At 69.8% G+C, this 16,860-nt stretch carries 17 protein-coding genes and 1 other RNA gene; 8 read left to right on the top strand and 10 right to left on the bottom strand.

Annotated elements, in window-relative coordinates:
• Positions 1–16 precede the first annotated feature (16 nt).
• Together ASF53_RS00890 and ASF53_RS00885 are read right to left on the bottom strand one after the other, a co-directional pair.
• Positions 17–946 (bottom strand): glutaminase, encoded by a 930-nt coding sequence (locus ASF53_RS00890; protein ID WP_056192411.1) that lies wholly within the window; start codon positions 944–946, stop codon positions 17–19.
• A gap of 86 nt (positions 947–1,032) precedes the next feature.
• Complete coding sequence (locus tag ASF53_RS00885; RefSeq protein ID WP_003600526.1) at positions 1,033–1,371, bottom strand: P-II family nitrogen regulator; 339 nt, start codon at positions 1,369–1,371, stop codon at positions 1,033–1,035.
• A 184-nt stretch (positions 1,372–1,555) separates the two neighbouring features.
• Here ASF53_RS00885 and ASF53_RS00880 point away from each other — a divergent pair, with 184 nt between their 5' ends.
• Positions 1,556–3,079 (top strand): bifunctional ADP-dependent NAD(P)H-hydrate dehydratase/NAD(P)H-hydrate epimerase, encoded by a 1,524-nt coding sequence (locus ASF53_RS00880; RefSeq protein WP_056192408.1) that lies wholly within the window; start codon positions 1,556–1,558, stop codon positions 3,077–3,079.
• A gap of 10 nt (positions 3,080–3,089) precedes the next feature.
• Here ASF53_RS00880 and ASF53_RS00875 read toward each other — a convergent pair whose 3' ends face one another.
• From ASF53_RS00875 to gap, 7 genes are all read right to left on the bottom strand, one after another.
• A complete protein-coding gene (locus ASF53_RS00875) occupies positions 3,090–4,493 on the bottom strand; it encodes an amino acid permease (protein WP_056192404.1) in 1,404 nt (467 codons plus the stop codon).
• 111 nt (positions 4,494–4,604) lie between these two features.
• A complete protein-coding gene (locus ASF53_RS00870) occupies positions 4,605–5,753 on the bottom strand; it encodes a tetratricopeptide repeat protein (protein ID WP_200943147.1) in 1,149 nt (382 codons plus the stop codon).
• Positions 5,750–6,418 (bottom strand): thiamine phosphate synthase, encoded by a 669-nt coding sequence (locus tag ASF53_RS00865; RefSeq protein WP_056192401.1) that lies wholly within the window; start codon positions 6,416–6,418, stop codon positions 5,750–5,752. The genes ASF53_RS00870 and ASF53_RS00865 overlap by 4 nt, the downstream gene beginning before the upstream one ends.
• Positions 6,419–6,424: 6 nt before the next feature.
• Positions 6,425–7,492, bottom strand: coding sequence for a class II fructose-bisphosphate aldolase (fba, locus tag ASF53_RS00860; protein ID WP_056192399.1), 1,068 nt, complete (start codon positions 7,490–7,492; stop codon positions 6,425–6,427).
• A gap of 152 nt (positions 7,493–7,644) precedes the next feature.
• Complete coding sequence (locus tag ASF53_RS00855; protein WP_056192396.1) at positions 7,645–8,847, bottom strand: phosphoglycerate kinase; 1,203 nt, start codon at positions 8,845–8,847, stop codon at positions 7,645–7,647.
• A 15-nt stretch (positions 8,848–8,862) separates the two neighbouring features.
• A complete protein-coding gene (locus ASF53_RS00850; RefSeq protein WP_056192393.1) occupies positions 8,863–9,381 on the bottom strand; it encodes a hypothetical protein in 519 nt (172 codons plus the stop codon).
• A gap of 194 nt (positions 9,382–9,575) precedes the next feature.
• Complete coding sequence (gene gap, locus ASF53_RS00845) at positions 9,576–10,583, bottom strand: type I glyceraldehyde-3-phosphate dehydrogenase (RefSeq protein ID WP_056192390.1); 1,008 nt, start codon at positions 10,581–10,583, stop codon at positions 9,576–9,578.
• Positions 10,584–11,059: 476 nt separating this feature from the next.
• On the opposite strand from gap, the gene ASF53_RS00840 reads away from it, so the two are divergent.
• The 7 genes from ASF53_RS00840 (at position 11,060) to ASF53_RS00815 (ending at position 15,682) form a co-directional block, all read left to right on the top strand.
• The gene (locus tag ASF53_RS00840; protein ID WP_056192387.1) at positions 11,060–11,380 is read left to right on the top strand and encodes a DUF4164 family protein; all 321 of its coding nucleotides are present in this window, start codon (positions 11,060–11,062) and stop codon (positions 11,378–11,380) included.
• Between the two features lie 23 nt (positions 11,381–11,403).
• On the top strand, positions 11,404–11,775 hold the full coding sequence (locus ASF53_RS00835; RefSeq protein WP_056192382.1) for a cell division protein ZapA: 372 nt from the start codon (positions 11,404–11,406) through the stop codon (positions 11,773–11,775).
• A gap of 112 nt (positions 11,776–11,887) precedes the next feature.
• Positions 11,888–12,044, top strand: a non-coding RNA gene (gene ssrS / locus ASF53_RS24610) — 6S RNA.
• A complete protein-coding gene (locus ASF53_RS00830) occupies positions 12,034–12,624 on the top strand; it encodes a 5-formyltetrahydrofolate cyclo-ligase (protein WP_056192379.1) in 591 nt (196 codons plus the stop codon). Before ssrS ends, ASF53_RS00830 begins: the two co-directional genes overlap by 11 nt.
• 65 nt (positions 12,625–12,689) lie before the next feature.
• Entirely contained in the window at positions 12,690–13,511 is an 822-nt protein-coding gene (locus tag ASF53_RS00825) for a TIGR00282 family metallophosphoesterase (RefSeq protein WP_056192375.1), read from the top strand.
• Between the two features lie 161 nt (positions 13,512–13,672).
• Complete coding sequence (locus tag ASF53_RS00820; RefSeq protein ID WP_056193782.1) at positions 13,673–14,668, top strand: MotA/TolQ/ExbB proton channel family protein; 996 nt, start codon at positions 13,673–13,675, stop codon at positions 14,666–14,668.
• Positions 14,669–15,682 carry a peptidoglycan -binding protein gene (locus ASF53_RS00815; protein WP_003602930.1) on the top strand — a complete coding sequence of 338 codons (1,014 nt, stop codon included), beginning with the start codon at positions 14,669–14,671 and terminating at the stop codon, positions 15,680–15,682.
• Between the two features lie 147 nt (positions 15,683–15,829).
• Here the strand turns inward: ASF53_RS00815 and ASF53_RS00810 are convergent, their stop codons facing one another.
• Complete coding sequence (locus ASF53_RS00810) at positions 15,830–16,837, bottom strand: D-cysteine desulfhydrase family protein (RefSeq protein ID WP_056192371.1); 1,008 nt, start codon at positions 16,835–16,837, stop codon at positions 15,830–15,832.
• Between the last annotated feature and the right edge of the window lie 23 nt (positions 16,838–16,860).

Genomic DNA, 16,860 nt, shown 5'->3' with positions numbered 1-16,860 from the left:
GGGCAACGAGCGATCGTCACACCCCGAAGATCGACCAGCCCGTGCGTTTCACCAGCATCTCCAGGGCGATGCGCCCGAGATGGGAGTTGCCGGCGGCGTCCAGCCCCGGCGACCAGACGCAGATCGAGGCCTTGCCCGGCGCCACCGCCAGGATGCCGCCGCCGACACCGCTCTTGCCCGGCAGGCCGACGCGGTAGGCGAAATCGCCCGAGCCGTCATAGTGGCCGCAGGTGAGCATGATCGCATTGATGCGGCGCGCCCGCTCGCCCGAGATCACCGAATGCCCGGCAAGCGGATGGTGCCCGGAATAGGCCAGGAACAGCCCGGCGGTGGCGAGCTGGCGGCAGGTCATCGCGATGGCGCAGTGGTGGAAGTAGACGCCCAGCGTGTAGTCGACCGGATTTTCGATGACATCGAAGGAGCGCATGTAGTTGGCCAGCGCCGCGTTGCGGAAGCCCGTGCGCTTCTCGGAGGCCGCCACGCGCTCGTCGATGGTGATGCTGTCGTCCTGCGCCACGAACTGCATGAAGCGCAGGATCTCGCCCAACGCCTCCCGCGGCTGATGGCCCGAGAGGATCACGTCGGTGACGGCGATGGCGCCGGCATTGATGAAGGGATTGCGCGGGATGCCGTTCTCGCGCTCCAACTGCACGATGGAGTTGAACGGGCTGCCCGAGGGCTCGCGGCCGACCCGGCGCCAGAGCCGGTCGCCGACCATGCCGAGCGCCAGCGTCAGGGTGAAGACCTTGGAGATGCTCTGGATCGAGAAGGGGGTGTCGGCATCCCCCCCGGCGGCGATCCGGCCGTCGCCGTCGATCACGGCGAGGCCGAAGCCCTGGGCATCGACGCGGGCCAGTTCGGGGATGTAGCTCGCCACCGCGCCGCGATCGGGCCGGGCCCGCATCTCGGCGGCGATGTCTTGGACGATGCGGTCGAGATCGGGCACGGCGTCGCTCGGCTACGGCGCTTTACGGCAAGCGCGGGCGCGGCCGGCCCTTCACGAAGCGGGCCAGGAAAGCGGGGCCGCCCGGATTAGATCGCGTCGGTGCCGGTCTCGCCGGTGCGGATGCGGATGGCTTCCTCGATCGTCGAGACGAAGATTTTGCCGTCGCCGATGCGGCCGGTCTGGGCCGACTTGCGGATCGCTTCCACGGCCCCCTCGACCAGGGCGTCCGAGAGCACGATCTCCAGCTTCACCTTGGGGAGGAAGTCCACGACGTACTCGGCGCCGCGGTAGAGTTCGGTATGGCCCTTCTGCCGGCCGAAGCCCTTCGCCTCGATCACGGTGATGCCCTGGAGACCGACCTCTTGGAGGGCTTCCTTCACCTCGTCGAGCTTGAACGGCTTGATGATCGCCTCGATCTTCTTCATCCGGAAAAGCCCGATCCGCCTGGTCCCTCAGTCAGCCTTTTATGTACCATCGCCATCGCGCGACCGCCACGGCGATTTGGGTGACGGGACCGGGAAGTTGCGCACTAAATGTGCAAACAAAGCGGAATATGTAGGCAATTCCGCTGAAAACGATGAATTTAAAGGCATAGGCTGAGCCAGTTGCATGCATGAGCCGGTGAAATCCCCCCAAGCCACGCATCGGCTGCTCACCGTTGAGGCGATGCGCCGGGTCGATGCTGCGGCCATCGCCGTCGGCACGCCGGGCCTGACGCTGATGGAGGCGGCGGGCGCTGCCGTCGCCGCGCGCGCCCGCGCCCTCGTGCCGGAGGGCGGGCGGGTGCTCGTGCTGTGCGGCCCCGGCAACAATGGCGGCGACGGGTTCGTGGCCGCCCGCCTGCTGGATGCGGCCGGCTACCGGGTCGATCTGCGTCTGCTCGGCGAGCGCGCCGCGCTCAAGGGTGATGCGGCACTCGCCGCCGAGGCCTGGACCGGCCCGGTGGGTGCCGTGGAGGCCGTGCTTCCAGCGGCCGACCTCATCATCGACGCCGTGTTCGGCGCCGGCCTCTGCCGCGATCTGGAAGGGGCGGCCCGTGCCCTCGTGGAAGCGGTGAACCGCTCGGGCGTCCCCGTACTCGCCGTGGATGTGCCGAGCGGCATCGACGGCGACAGCGGCGCGGTGCGCGGCTGCGCAGTGGAGGCGACCGAGACGGTGACCTTCGTCGCGCTCAAGCCCGGCCACCTGCTCCAGCCCGGCCGGAGCCATTGCGGCGCGCTCCATGTCGCCGAAATCGGCACGGGCGAGGCCGCCTTCGCCGCCGGCCTCGCCGGGGAGACCCGTGCGCTGTTTCGCAACGCGCCCGGCCTGTGGGCGCTGCCGCGGCTCACCGTCGGCAGCCACAAATACACCCGCGGCCATGCCCTGGTGCTGTCGGGCCCGGCCACGCGCACCGGCGCGGCCCGGCTCGCCGCCCGCGGGGCGCTGCGGGTCGGTGCAGGCCTCGTCACCATGGCCTCGCCCGCCTCGGCGCTGGCGGAGAACGCGGCCCAAATCACCGCGATCATGCTGCGCCCGTGCGAGAATGCCGACGACCTCGACGACATGCTCGCCGACGAGCGTCTGAACGCGCTGCTGCTCGGCCCCGGCCTCGGCACCGGCCCGGCGACCTGCGACCTCGTCGCGGTGGCGGCCAATGCCGGGCGCGCCCTAGTGCTCGATGCCGACGCGCTCACGAGCTTCCGCAGCGAGGTACGCACCCTGGCCCGCCACATCCGCGACGGCGAGGCGCGGGCCGTGCTCACGCCGCACGAGGGCGAGTTCGTGCGGCTGTTCTCCGGCACGGAGGCCGTGGCGGAGGGGCTGACGAAGGTCGAGCGGGCCGCGCGGGCAGCGGAGATCGCCGGGGCGGTCGTAGTGCTGAAGGGCGCCGACACGGTGATCGCGGCCCCGGACGGGCGCGCGGCGATCAATGACCACGGCACGCCGCATCTCGGCACCGCCGGCTCCGGCGATGTGCTCGGCGGGCTTGTCGCCGGGTTGCTGGCGCAGGGGATGGAGCCGTTCGAGGCGGCCTGCGCCGCCGTGTGGCTGCACGGCGATGCAGGTCTGCGCTTCGGGCCGGGGCTGATCTCCGAGGATCTTCCCGAGATGATGCCGGCGGTTCTGCGCGACCTCACCGGTCGCGCCTGACCCGCTCCCGCTATCCGGCGGCGACCGAGGCGTTCTTCCGGCCATAAAGCGCGTAAAACACCAATCCGAGGACGTTCCAGACGGCGAACCAGATCTGGGTCGTCGCGGGCAGGCTGAAGAACAGATACCCGCATCCGAGGATCGTGATCGCCCCGATGAGCCACGGGGCCGGGGCGCGGAAGGTGCGGGGCGCATCGGGTGCGCGGACGCGCATCACCAGCATGCAGGCCGCGACCGCCATGAAGGCCGCGAGCGTGCCGGCATTGGCCAGCGCGGCCAGTTCGCCCAGCGGAACGAGCCCGGCGAGCACGGTCACGACGGCCGCGGTAAAGAGGGTGATCCGAACCGGCGTGCCGGTGGAGGAGAGTTTCGCCAGGCTCTGCGGCAGCATCCCGTCGCGGGCCATGGTGAAGAAGATCCGGCTCTGGCCGTAGAAGAAGGCGAGGATGACGGTGGGCAGCGCGATCACCGCGGAGGCCGCGAGATATTGCGCCACCAGCGGCCGGCCGAGTTCGCGCAGGATCAGCGCCAGCGGCTCCGGACTGTCGGCAAAGCGGGTGTAGGACACGGCCCCCACCGCGGCGACCGCGACCGCGACGTAGATCAACACGCAGGCCGCCATCGATCCGACGATACCGATGATCAGGTCGCGCCCTGGATTGCGCGTCTCCTCCGCCGCGGTGGCGATGGCATCGAAGCCGTAGAAGGCGAAGAAGATGATCGCCGCCGCCGCCATGATGCCGCGCTCGACCCCGTCGGCCCCCACACTCTTCACGAAGCCGAACGGGTTGAACGGTTCGAGATGGGCCGCGTCGAAGGCCGGCAGCGCGAAAATCACGAAGACGATCAAGGCGGCGATCTTCACCAGCACCAGCGCGGCGTTGACCGTGGCGCTCTCGCGCGTGCCGCGCAGGAGCAGCACGGCAACGACGACGATGATCGCGACCGCGGGGAGGTTGACGATTCCGCCCGCATCCGGCCCCTGCATCAGCGCCCTGGGAAACCCGAACAGGTTCTCCAGCAGCGGCGCGGCGTAGCCGGCCCAGCCGACCGCCACCGCGCTGACGACGAGCGAATATTCGAGGATCAGGCTCCAGCCGATGACCCAGGCGAGGACCTCGCCGAGCACGACGTAGCTGTAGGTATAGGCGCTGCCCGAGACCGGGATCATCGTCGCCATCTCGGCATAGGCGAGCGCCGCACAGGCACAGATCGCACCGGCGACGGCGAAGGAGAGGATCACCGCAGGCCCGGCCTTGGCCGCCCCGACGCCGATGAGCGTGAGGATACCGGTCCCGACGATCGCGCCGACACCGAGGGCCATGAGGTGCGGCCAGCCGAGCGTTCGGGCCAGCCGTCGCTCTTCACCGGGCTCCAGTTGCAAGGGCTTGCGGCGAAGAAGGCTGGACGTCATTCGGGCTCCTGTCACGCGGTTGTACGAGAGCCTAGGGTTGCGTGACAATCACATCCTCGCGCGAGCGCCGCCGGATGGACCAGCCCCTGCCCCGCTTCGTCGGAAAGCGCGCTAAGGCGACAGATTCACCCGGTCCGCGGCCAGCGCCTCGGCGCGCTTGCGCTCGTCCGGGTTGAGGCCGGCGGTCGCCTGATCGAGGCCGGCATCGGCGCGGCCCTGTGACGCCGCGGTGAGGTTCCAGGCCGCCGCCTCGACCAGATTCTTCGGCACGCCGCGGCCGGCGACGTAGAGCTTGGCGATCCGGTTCTGGGCGATGGCGTTGCCGCGCTGGGCCGCGTGCAGGAAGTAGCGGGCTGCACGGGCCTCATCCTTGGGAACGCCGTCGCCGTTGAACAGCCGGATCGCGAACTCGACCTCGGCGCCGAGATCGCCGTTGTCGGCGGCGCGGCGGAACCATTGCGCGGCCTGGCTCGTGTCCTTGGGGACCCCCTTGCCCTGAAGGTAGAGCACGCCAAGCGCGTATTGCGCGGCCGGAATCTCGGCCTCGGCCGCGGCCCGGAAATTGGCCAGGGCCGCGGCGAGATCCGCCGGCTTGTCGCTCGCGAGCTGGATCAGCGCGAGATTGTAGGAGGCGCTGGGCTGTCCCTTGCGGGCCGCCTGTTCGAGCCAGGACCGGCCGGCCTTCTCGTCCTTGGGCTGTCCGCGCCCGTCCATCGCCATCAGCCCGAGGGAGGCCATGGCGTTGGAGTCGTTCTGCACGGCCGCGAGCCGATACCATTCGTGGGCGCGTTTGGGGTCCGGCTTGACCCCGAGACCCTGGTTGTAGAGTTCGCCGAGCAGCGTCATCGCCGCGGCGTCCTTCGGGTTCGCCTCGATCCGCTTGGTCGCCTCGCGGAAGGCGGTGACGTAGCGACCGCGCTGATAGGCCCCGTAGGCCGCGTCCGCATTCGGGTTCGCCGTCGTGGGCTGCGCCCCCTGAGCGTTGGCCGAGTAGGGCGAGGGCAGCTCACGCTTGAGGTCGAGCAGGTTCGGCTTGGCCGGCGTCTGCGCGACGGGCTCCTTCGTGGCCGGCGGCTTCGGGGCGGCGTGCAGAGAACCGCTATCGAGCGCGAGGATTGCCCAGGCGCTCAGGGCCGTCAGGGACAGGATTCCAGTTTGGAGTGCGGCCTTTCCCGTGCGCCCACGCGCCCTTCCCTGCCCTCTCAGAGGGGGGTGGGCTTTGGAGGGCACCGCCACGGTCCTTCCATCAAAAAAAATCATCGTGCCTTGTCGAGCTGCGCCTGTGCGGCCCGAACCCCCTCGGGGTCATCGAGCCAAAGGGGGCTTTCGAGCCCGATGAACTCGGAACCCGTCAGCACGAGCGCCGGGACATCCTCGGCGGCGGTCGACACCGCGATGCAGGGTGTCTCGAAGATCTCGGCCCACCACGCGGCGCGCTCGCGCACCTCCTCGGCATCGGGCGCGACGCCGTCGGGGAAGAGGCCGCCGACCATCAGGTAATCGACGCCGGTCTCGCCCGCGACCATCGCCGCGTTGCGCGAGCCGAGCACGCCGCCGGTCCCGAGGATGCGGCCATCGCGCAGGCGCCCGCGCAGATCGCGCAGGGCCTCTTCGTCGGCGCGGTCGAGATGCACCCCGTCGGCCCCGCCGCGGGCCGCGACAGAGACGATGTCGCCGGCAAAGCCCGGCACGGAGACGAGCACCGCCGCGCCGCGCTCCTGCGCCGGGGGGGCCAGTCGCTTGACGAGGGCGATGAGGCTGCGCTCGTCGGACGCCGCCAGCCGCAGGATCACCGCCGCGACGTCCCCCGCAGCGCAGGCGGCGTCGAGCGCCTGCGCGGTCGCCTCGGCCTCGGAGGCGCCGAGACCGTAGGGGGTGAGGAGGGCGAGGCGGGGCCGGGCCGCAGTCGACTCTGATTCAGCCATGACGGATCAGGCGTCGATCTTCGGGTCGAGCGAGCCACTGGCGTAGCGCTTGGCCATGTCGGCGACCGAGATCGGACGGATCTTCGAGCCCTGACCGGCGGTGTTGAACTCCTCGAAGCGCTGGCGGCACAGCTTGGTCATCGCCTCCATGGCGGGCTTCAGGTACTTGCGCGGATCGAACTCGGAGGGGTTCTCGGTCAGCACCTTCCGGATCTGGCCGGTCATCGCCATGCGGTTGTCGGTGTCGATGTTGATCTTGCGCACGCCGTGCTTGATGCCGCGCTGGATCTCCTCCACCGGCACACCCCAGGTCGGCTTCATCTCGCCGCCATACTGGTTGATGATGTCCTGAAGGTCCTGCGGCACCGAGGAGGAGCCGTGCATGACGAGGTGGGTCGTCGGCAGGCGGCGGTGGATCTCCTCGATCACGCCCATGGCGAGCACGTCGCCGTCGGGCTTGCGCGTGAACTTGTAGGCGCCGTGGCTGGTGCCCATGGCCACGGCCAACGCATCGACCTTGGTGGCGGCCACGAACTTCACCGCCTCGTCCGGGTCGGTCAGGAGCTGATCGTGGGAGAGCACGCCCTCAGCGCCGTGGCCGTCCTCGGCCTCGCCCTGGCCGCTCTCCAGCGAGCCGAGCACGCCGAGTTCGCCCTCGACCGAGACGCCGGCCCAATGGGCCATCTTGGTGACGTTGCGGGTGATCTCGACGTTGTAATTGTAGTCGGCCGGAGTCTTGCCGTCGGCCTTGAGCGAGCCATCCATCATCACCGAGGTGAAGCCGTACTGGATCGCGGTGGCGCAGGTGGCTTCGTTGTTGCCGTGGTCGAGATGCATGCAGACGGGGATATGCGGGTAGATCTCGACGAGGCCGTCGATGAGCTTGGCGAGCACCACGTCGTTGGCATAGGCGCGCGCGCCGCGGCTCGCCTGGAGGATCACCGGCGAGTCGGTGGCATCCGCCGCCGCCATGATGGCGAGCCCCTGCTCCATGTTGTTCAGGTTGAACGCAGGCACGCCGTAGCCGTACTCGGCGGCGTGATCGAGGAGCTGCCGGAGAGTGATGCGTGCCATGGTTCGATCCTCGTGCGATGCGGCCTCAGCCGGGCCTGTCCCTTGCTGCGGCCTATATAGGTGCCCGGTGCAGCAAGCCTGCGGCCAGGCGCTGAAAAATCCGCGCGTTTGTCGGCGTCGCCGCCCGCTTGACCGGGCGGCTGATCCGGTCTTCAGCCCTGGGCGCGCAACGCCTCGACGCCGGGCAGCTCCTTGCCCTCCAGCCATTCGAGGAAGGCGCCACCGGCCGTGGAGACGTAGGAGAAGTCCTCGCCCACGCCTGCATGGTTGAGGGCCGCCACGGTGTCGCCGCCGCCCGCCACGCTGACGAGCTGGCCGGCCTTGGTGCGCCGGGCGGCGTGCTGGGCGACCGCGACCGTGCCGGTGTCGAAGGGCGTCAGCTCGAAGGCGCCGAGCGGGCCGTTCCAGACCAGCGTGCGGGCTTCCTCGATGGCGCCGTCGATCGTCGCGATCGAGGAGGCGCCGACATCGAGGATCATCGCGTCGGAGGGCACGGCATCGACCGGCACGGTCTCGTTCTCGGCATTGGCCTTGAACTCGCGGGCGATCAGCGCATCGACCGGCAGGATGATGGTGCAGTTCTTCTCCTTGGCCGCGGCCAGGATGCGCTTGGCGGTCTCGGCGAGATCCTTCTCGCAGAGCGACTTGCCGACATCCTTGCCCTGCGCGTGCAGGAAGGTGTTGGCCATGCCGCCGCCGATCACCAGCATGTCGACCTTGGCGACGAGGTTTTCGAGCAGGTCGATCTTGGTCGAGACCTTGGCGCCGCCGACGATGGCGATCACCGGGCGGGCCGGCGCTTCGAGGCCCTTGGTGAGCGCATCGAGCTCGGCCTGCATCAGGCGCCCGGCATAGGCCGGCAGCAGGCGGGCAAGCCCTTCCGTCGAGGCATGCGCGCGGTGGGCGGCGGAGAACGCCTCGTTGACGTAGATGTCGCCGTTGGCCGCCAGCGCCTTGGCGAAGTCGGGATCGTTCTTCTCCTCGCCCGCATGGTAGCGGGTGTTTTCGAGGAGGAGCACGTCGCCATCCTTCAGGGCAGCGACGGCTGAAGCGGCGGCCTCGCCGACGCAATCCTCACCGAACGCCACCGGCCGCCCGAGCTTCTCCGAGAGCGTCGAGAGGATCGGCTTGAGCGACTCCTTCGGGTCCGGCTTGCCCTTGGGGCGGCCGAAATGCGCCAGCAGGATCACCCGCCCGCCCGCATCGGCGATCTCTTGGATCGTCGGCACGATGCGCTCGATCCGGGTCGCGTCGGTGACGCGTCCGCCCTCCATCGGCACGTTGAGATCGACGCGCAGCAGCACGCGCTTGCCCTGGAGCGGGCCGGCATCGTCGAGGGTGCGGAAATCCGTCATGGCTGCGTCTGACTTCTACGGGTTGGAGGCAGGGGGATTGGACGACGGAGTGGCGGGCGTCGTCTGGCTCTGGCCGCCGACGCTGTGCGGCAGCATCCGGTCGAGATTCAGCCGCTGCACGGCGACCATCAGCGCGACGGTGAGCACGGCGGTGATGATGGCGGTGAGAACGAGGGCGCCGGTGCCGGGCAGACGGCCGACCCGGTCGGACAGGGTGCGGACTTCGCTGCGCAGGGACGAGAGATCGACTTGCCGGGCGGCGTCGTTCATCCGGGCCGAGGCCGACTCGACCTTCTCCTCGACGCGCGAGAGCAGCGCCTCGGAGCGGGCGTACTTGTCCTCGATGCGCGCCGTCTTGTCCTCGATGCGGGCGAGCTGGTCGGCGTGGTTGACGGCGCCGGAAGCGGGCAGCTCGGCCTTGCCGACGCTCGGCGACGCGGCGGCAGGCGTCACGGTGGCGGGCGGCGCGGAAGAGGAAGAGGCAGCGGGGATGAAGTCGGTCCCGGAAGGCTTGGCCGGCGAGGTCTCGGTCATCGCGTACGCACCTTGAAGCTTTGGCGAGCCGGGCTCGCCTGAGTGTCTCGCACGAAACGCCCGCTTCACCGTCACGGCAGACGAGCGGCGGTCAGTCAGCGGGCGTTTCGTGAGGTACTCTGTGGGAACTCGAAGACGATCGGGGGCGGCCGGCCCCAACGGCCGGCCGCCCCTCGACAGGCGTAGCTAGAGCGTCAGATCAGCTTGGCCATGGCCACGGCGGTGTCGGCCATGCGGTTCGAGAAGCCCCACTCGTTGTCGTACCAGGACAGGATGCGCACGAAGGTGCCGTCCATGACCTTGGTCTGGTCGAGGTGGAAGGTGGACGAGTGCGGATCGTGGTTGAAGTCGATCGACACGTTCGGACGGTCGGTCACGCCGAGCACACCCTTGAGCGGGCCGGCAGCCGCCGCCTTAATCGCGTCGTTGATCTCCTGGACCGAGGTCTCGCGCTTCGCCGTGAACACGAGATCGACCGCCGAGACGTTCGGGGTCGGCACGCGGATCGCGGTGCCGTCGAGCTTGCCCTTCAGCTCCGGCAGGACGAGGCCGACGGCCTTGGCCGCGCCCGTGGAGGTCGGGATCATCGACAGGGCCGCGGCGCGGGCCCGGTAGAGATCCTTGTGCATCTGGTCCAGCGAGGGCTGGTCGTTGGTGTAGGAGTGGATCGTGGTCATGAAGCCACGCTCGATCCCCACCGTGTCGTTCAGCACCTGTGCCACGGGCGCAAGGCAGTTCGTGGTGCAGGAGGCGTTGGACACAACGAGGTGCTCGGCGGTGAGCTTGTCGTGGTTCACGCCGTAGACGACCGTGAGGTCGGCCCCGTCGGCAGGCGCCGAGACGAGGACGCGCTTGGCGCCCGCATCGAGATGGGCCTTCGCCTTGTCCTTCGAGGTGAAGATGCCGGTGCATTCCAGCGCGATGTCGACACCGAGCTCGCGGTGGGGCAGCTCGGCCGGGTTGCGCACGGCGGTGACGCGGATGCGCTTGCCGTTGATGACGATGTCGTCACCCTCGACCGCGACCTCGGCCGGGAAGCGGCCATGCACGGAATCGTAGCGCAGCAGGTGGGCGTTGGTCTCGACCGGGCCGAGATCGTTGATCGCGACGACCTCGATATCGGTGCGGCCGGCTTCGACGATGGCGCGCAGCACGTTACGGCCGATGCGCCCGAACCCGTTGATGGCAACCTTGACGGTCACGGCGTGACTCCTTCGAAATGGGGCGCACCCGCGCGCCGATGGAACAACGGTCGGGCCAGCCGGCGGCTGTCGCGCGCGGCGCCCGATGACGATGAGACCGCTCCAAGCGGGGCGGCACTGAACGGGGGATGAACCGTGAGGCGGCCCGCAGACGTCCGGTCGGCGGACGGTCTGAGCGGGGAGCCGGGAAAAGTCACGGTCTGGAGAATCCGTAGGGCGGCCCCGCGCCGGGGGATCGGGGCCGGGCGCCGGCTCTCTAACATGGCGCCCGAGGCTGTCAAAGATCGGGGGCAAGCCTGTGAATTGTCTGGAATTTCGAATGCGCTTGGCTGAAACCTGTTCGCATCGAGGGTTCGGAGTACCGCGAAAGTCCTTCCGCCGCCGGCCGTTTGCGATCTGGCCGCCGCGGCGCGAGGCGCGTTTCGTGGCAGGCGTTTCCTGGCGGGCTCCGATCAGACGGCAATCGACGGGTTAATATGGCGCGAGCGGATACGAAGGCGGCGCAGGGCAGGAGGCAGGACGGCGTCGGGCTGGAAGAGGCCCTGCACCGGCTCGATACGGCGCTGGCGCTGCTCGAGACGGCGGTGGCCCGCAAGCTCGAAGCCGAGCCCAGCCGCGGCGACCGGGAGACGGAATTCGCCCTGCTGGAGGAGGACCGGGTGCGGCTCGCCGCCGAACTCGATGCGGCGGGCGCACGGCTCGCCCGGATGAATTCCACGACCGGCGAGGTCAACCGTCGCCTCGATCGCGCCATCGAGACGGTGGAAGACGTCCTGTCCGGCCCGTCCGGGCGCTGAGTTCGAGTCAGGTTCAAACGCGGATGCCGCACGTCAACGTCACCATCGCGGGCAAGAGCTACCGGATGGCCTGCGGCCCCGGCGAGGAAGACCATCTCGCGGCCTTGGCCAAGAGCTTCGACGACCGTGTCACCGAGATGCGCGGCACCTTCGGCGAGATCGGCGACATGCGGCTTCACGTTATGGCCTCGCTGACGCTGGCCGACGAACTGCTCGAAGCCCGCCGCCGTATCGCCGACTTGGAACAGCACGCGGCCCAGGGCGCGGCCGATCAGGCCCGGCTCGCGAGCGGTGTGGGCATCGCCGCCGAGCGGATCGACCGCCTCGCCCGCGCGCTGTCGGGCCAGCCCGGCGGCTCATCGAGCGGCAAGGGCGAGGCCGACCGCGGCGGTTGAACGACGTACGGGCCGTCCAAGGTCGGCCGGATCGTCGCGCCGGCTTCGAATTTCTGAGGCATCACGCGATCGCCCCCTGGCGCCGGGACGCGAGCGCGTCTATCTCTGGCGGGCGGGGCTGCAGAGTTCGTCAGGAGAACTTTCCCCGGGGCCTTATCGACTCCCCAGGGAGCTGTCACTGGCCTTGTCCGTGGACTTGGCCAACACGGCGCCCACCTACACTGTAGGTTTCCCGGGATCGACACTCCAACGGCTCACGTGGCTCCGCACTCTTCTCCCGAACGCTCCCTGAAGGCGAGCCTCCGCGCCGAGGCACTGAAGCGCCGTGACGCGCTTTCGCCCGAGGCCCGCAGGGCCGGCTCGTTGCGCGCCGCCGAGATCATCGCGGCCCTGCCCGAACTCGCGCAGGCGCCGCTGGTCGGCGCCTTCTGGCCGATCCGCTCCGAGATCGACCCGCGCCCGCTGATCGAGCGCCTGTTCGCCCGCGGCCAGCGGGTCGCTCTGCCGAAGGTCACCAAGCAAGGCCTCGTCTTCCGCGAATGGCGCGCGGGCGAGGAATTGGTGAAGGGCGGCTTTGGCCTCAGCGAGCCCCGCGACGACCTCCCCCCGCTCGACCCCACCGCCCTGATCGTGCCGCTCGCCGCCTTCGACCGCGCGGGCCAGCGCATCGGCTACGGCGCGGGCTATTACGATCAGGCGATCGAGCGGCTCTCGAAGAACGGCCCGGTGCTGACCGTGGGCATCGCCTTCTCCGTCCAGGAGATTGCACATGTCCCGGCTGAACCCCATGACCGCCCGCTCGACCATCTCGTGACCGAGGCCGGTCCCGTGCCGCTCCGGCAGAGCTAGACCTTTCATTTGGCTCGCATCGGCTCTTCCGAGAGGCCGGCGACCACCTTTCGGGCCGATGCTGCATGCGCATCCTCTTCCTCGGCGACATCGTCGGACGTCCCGGCCGCCACGCCGTTACCGAACGTCTGCCGTCCTTACGCGAGCGCTGGCGGCTCGACTGCGTCGTCATCAACGGCGAGAACGCGGCGGGCGGCTTCGGCATCACCGAATCGATCTGCGACGAGATTCTCCAGGCCGGCGCCGACGCGGTGACGCTCGGCAACCACTCCTTCGACCAGCGCGAGGCGCTCGTCTTCATCGCCCGCCAGCCGCGGCTGATCCGCCCGGCGAACTACCCGCCGGGCACGCCGGGCCGCGGTGCCACGGTGATCGAGACGTCCCGCGGCGCGCGCGTCCTCGTCGTCAACGTGATGGGCCGGATCTATCTCGACCCGCTCGACGACCCCTTCGCCGCAGCCGACCGCGAACTCGACGCCTGCCCGCTCGGCGCGGCGGCGGATGCGGTGATCGTCGACATGCACGCCGAGGCCACCAGCGAGAAGCAGGCCATGGGGCATTTCCTCGACGGCCGCGCCACCCTTGTGGTCGGCACCCACACCCACGCGCCGACCGCCGATCACCGCGTCCTGCCCCACGGCACCGCCTACCTGTCGGATGCCGGGATGTGCGGCGACTACGATTCCGTGCTCGGCATGCAGAAGGACGAGCCGGTGCGCCGCTTCCTTCAGAAGACGCCGGGCTCGCGGCTGGAAGCGGCGACCGGCGAGGGGACGCTCTGCGGCATCGCGGTCGAGACCGACGACGCCACGGGGCTGGCCAAGCGCGTCTGGGCCGTGCGCCTCGGCCCCCATCTCGAGGAGACCTGGCCGCTCGAGTGGGATTGAGGCCGATCCCTTCGCAGCCTTGGGTCGTCCTCGCTCGAATGCTCGTTGAACGATACGGCACCGCGACTTGATCGCGATAGACCGAGCGGCCACAGTGCAGCCGGTTTCGACACAGCGGTGCCGCCGGTTCCGGCGTCAGGCCCAACACGAGTATGGACCCGATGGCGGCCCGTTCCGCGTCCTCCGACACGCCTCCCCTGGCCAAGCCCGGCATGACGCTGGTGCGGATGCTGGTGTTCCTCGCGCTCGCGGGCTTCCTCGCCTTCGTCCTCTACAAGCAGATCACCCCGGCCTTCCTCGCCAATCCGGGCCTGAACGGGCTGATCCTCGGTGTGCTGCTGATCGCGGTTCTGCTCGCCTTCGGTCAGGTGACGCGGCTGTTTCGCGAGGTGCGCTACGTCAACGCGGTCGCCGCCGGGCAGAACCCGAAGGACCGGCCGGCCCTGCTCGCCCCCCTGCTGCCCGCCATTGTAGCGCGGCGCGATGGGATGACGCTCTCATCCACCCGCGCGCATCTCGACACCACCGCGGTGCGGCTCGACGAGGGCCGCGAGATCCTGCGCTACATCGCCGGCATCCTGATCCTGCTCGGCCTGCTCGGCACGTTCTGGGGCCTGATCGAGACCCTCTCGGCGGTCGGCTCGGTGATCGGCGGCATGCGCGGTGGCGGCGACGCGGCGGTGATGTTCGACGAACTCAAGAGCGGGCTCGCGGTGCCGCTGTCGGGCATCGGCCTCGCCTTCTCCGCCTCACTGTTCGGCCTCGCCTCCTCCTTGATCGTCGGTTTCCTCGACCTGCAGGCGGGTCAGGCGCATTCGCGCTTCCATAACGAGCTGGAAGACTGGCTCGTCTCCGGCGAGGAACAGGCGGTCGCCACGACCGCCGTCGCGGCGCGCCCGGCGCCGGAATACGACCCGACCATCGCCCGCGAGTTGCAGGCGGCGGTGGACCGCCTGAGCGGCGTCATCGCCGAGGGCGCCGGGGGCCGGGGCGCGACCCAGGCCATGACCAACCTCGCCGAGGGCATCCAGGGTCTCGTGCAGCATATGCGGGCCGAGCAGCAGATGATCCGCGACTGGGTCGAGGCCCAGGCCGCCCGGGAGCGCGAGCTGAAGCAGGTGCTCGAACGGCTGGCCCGCGAAAAGGTCGGCTCCTAGATGGCGTCCGCTCGCGCGCGCTCGCAGCGCAGCCTGAACGTCTGGCCGGGCTATGTCGACGCGCTGGCGACGCTCCTGCTCGCCGTCGTCTTCCTGCTCACCGTCTTCGTGGTGGGGCAGTTCTTCCTCTCGCAGGAGCTGACCGGGCGCGACGCGGTGCTCACCCGCCTCAACCGCCAGATCGCCGACCTCACCGACCTATTAGCGTTGGAGCGTTCCAGCCGCCGCGCCCAGGAAGAGGCGGCCTCCGGCCTGCGCAACACCCTGACCGCCACGGAAGCCGAGCGCGACCGGCTCCGGGCGCTGACCGATGCCAGCGAGGCGGCCCAGGGCAAGAGCGCCGACGTCGATGCCCAGCTCGCGGCCGAGCGCGGCGCGACGCAGCGGGCCCAGAATCAGGTCGAGTTGCTCAACGAGCAGATCCGGGCCCTGCGCCGGCAACTCGCGGCGTTGGAGGACGCGCTGGCGGCCTCGGAATCCCGCGACCGGGAGAGCCAAGCCCGCATCGCCGAACTCGGCAGCCGCCTCAATGTGGCGCTCGCCCAGCGGGTTCAGGAACTCGCCCGCTACCGCTCCGACTTCTTCGGGCGGCTGCGCCAAGTCATCGGCAGCCGCACGGATGTCCGCATCGTCGGCGACCGCTTCGTGCTGCAATCCGAGGTGCTGTTCGCCGCCGGCTCCGCCGCGCTGAAGCCCGAGGCCGGGCCGGAACTCGACCGGATCGCCGGAGCGATCCTCGACATCGCGCGGGAGATCCCCGCCGACATCCCCTGGGTTCTGCGGGTCGATGGCCACACCGATGCGCGGCCGATCCAGTCGGCGCAGTTTCCTTCGAACTGGGCGCTGTCGGCATCGCGCGCCATCGCCGTGGTGCAGTACCTGCGGAGCAAGGGCCTTCCGCCGCAGCGCCTCCTGGCCGGCGCCTTCGGCGAGTTCCAGCCGCTCGATTCGGGAACGAGCGAGGAAGCCTATTCCCGAAATCGCCGGATCGAGATGAAGCTGACGGAGCGGTGAGAGCGAATCCCTCTCCCCTCTGCGGGAGAGGGTGGCCCCCAAAGGGGGTCGGGTGAGGGGAGCGCCGCTTCCAGAAAGACCTGAGCCACCCCTCTCCCGCCCGCTCGGCGGGCACCCTCCCCCCGCAGAGGGGGAGGGTCGAGACCGCTAAAACTCGCTCCGATACGCGAACAGCCCCGGCACACCGCCGGTCATCACGAAGAGCACTGCCGCGCCGCGCTCGTAGAGGCCAGCGCGCACGTCGTGGAGAAGCCCGGCGAACGCCTTGCCGCTGTAGACGGGGTCGAGCAGCAGCCCTTCCGTGCGCGCCATCAGCCGCACTCCCTCGCGCATGCCCTCGGTCGGAATGCCGTAGCCCGGCCCGCGATGGGCGCCGTCCACGCGGATGGCGTCGTCGGCGAGCGTCTGGCTGCCATCGATCAGCGCGAGGGTGTCGCGGGCCCTGGTCAGCGTTGCGGCCGTCGCTTCCGGCTCGGGGGCGAGCACCGTGTAGGACTGGGCCAGATGCGGGTCGCGGCCGGCGGCGGCGAGGCCGGCGGCGAGCCCCGCATGGGTGCCGGAGCTGCCGTTCGGCACGACGATGCGGGCGAAGGCGAGGCCGAGATTGGCCGCTTGCTCCAGGATCTCGGCGGCGCAAGCCGCATAGCCGAGACAGCCGAGTGGGCTCGACCCGCCGGACGGGAAGACGTAGACGCGCCGCCCCTCCGCCCTCAACTCCTCCGCCCGCGCCTCGGCCTGCGCCAGTGAGTCCGCCTCGCCGGGCAGAATGTGGACATGGGCGCCGAACAGATCCTGCAGCAGCCGGTTGCCGTTGGTGGTGTAGTCGAGGTCCTCCCGCGGGACGCTGCGGGTGAGGAACAGTTCGCAGGCGAGCCCCATCCGCGCGGCGGAGGCGGCAGTGAGGCGGGCGTGGTTCGATTGCAGCGCACCGACGGTGATCACCGTGTCGGCCCGCTCCGCCAGTGCCTGACCGAGCAGGAATTCGAGCTTGCGCAGCTTGTTGCCGCCCAAACCCACCGGGCCGATGTCGTCGCGCTTCACGAACAGGCGCACGCCGTTCAGCTCGGGCCCGAGATGGGTCGAGAGACGGTCGAGCGAGTGAATCGGCGTCGGCCCATCGGTGAGCGCGACGCGGGGGAAGCGGGTGAGATCCATCGATCGCCTCCGTGTGCGTCAGA

The sequence above is a fragment of the Methylobacterium sp. Leaf123 genome, from assembly GCF_001423405.1.
Taxonomy (GTDB): Bacteria; Pseudomonadota; Alphaproteobacteria; order Rhizobiales; family Beijerinckiaceae; genus Methylobacterium.
Note: the sequence above shows the minus strand (reverse complement) of the source record. Positions and strands in the feature narration are given on the sequence as shown.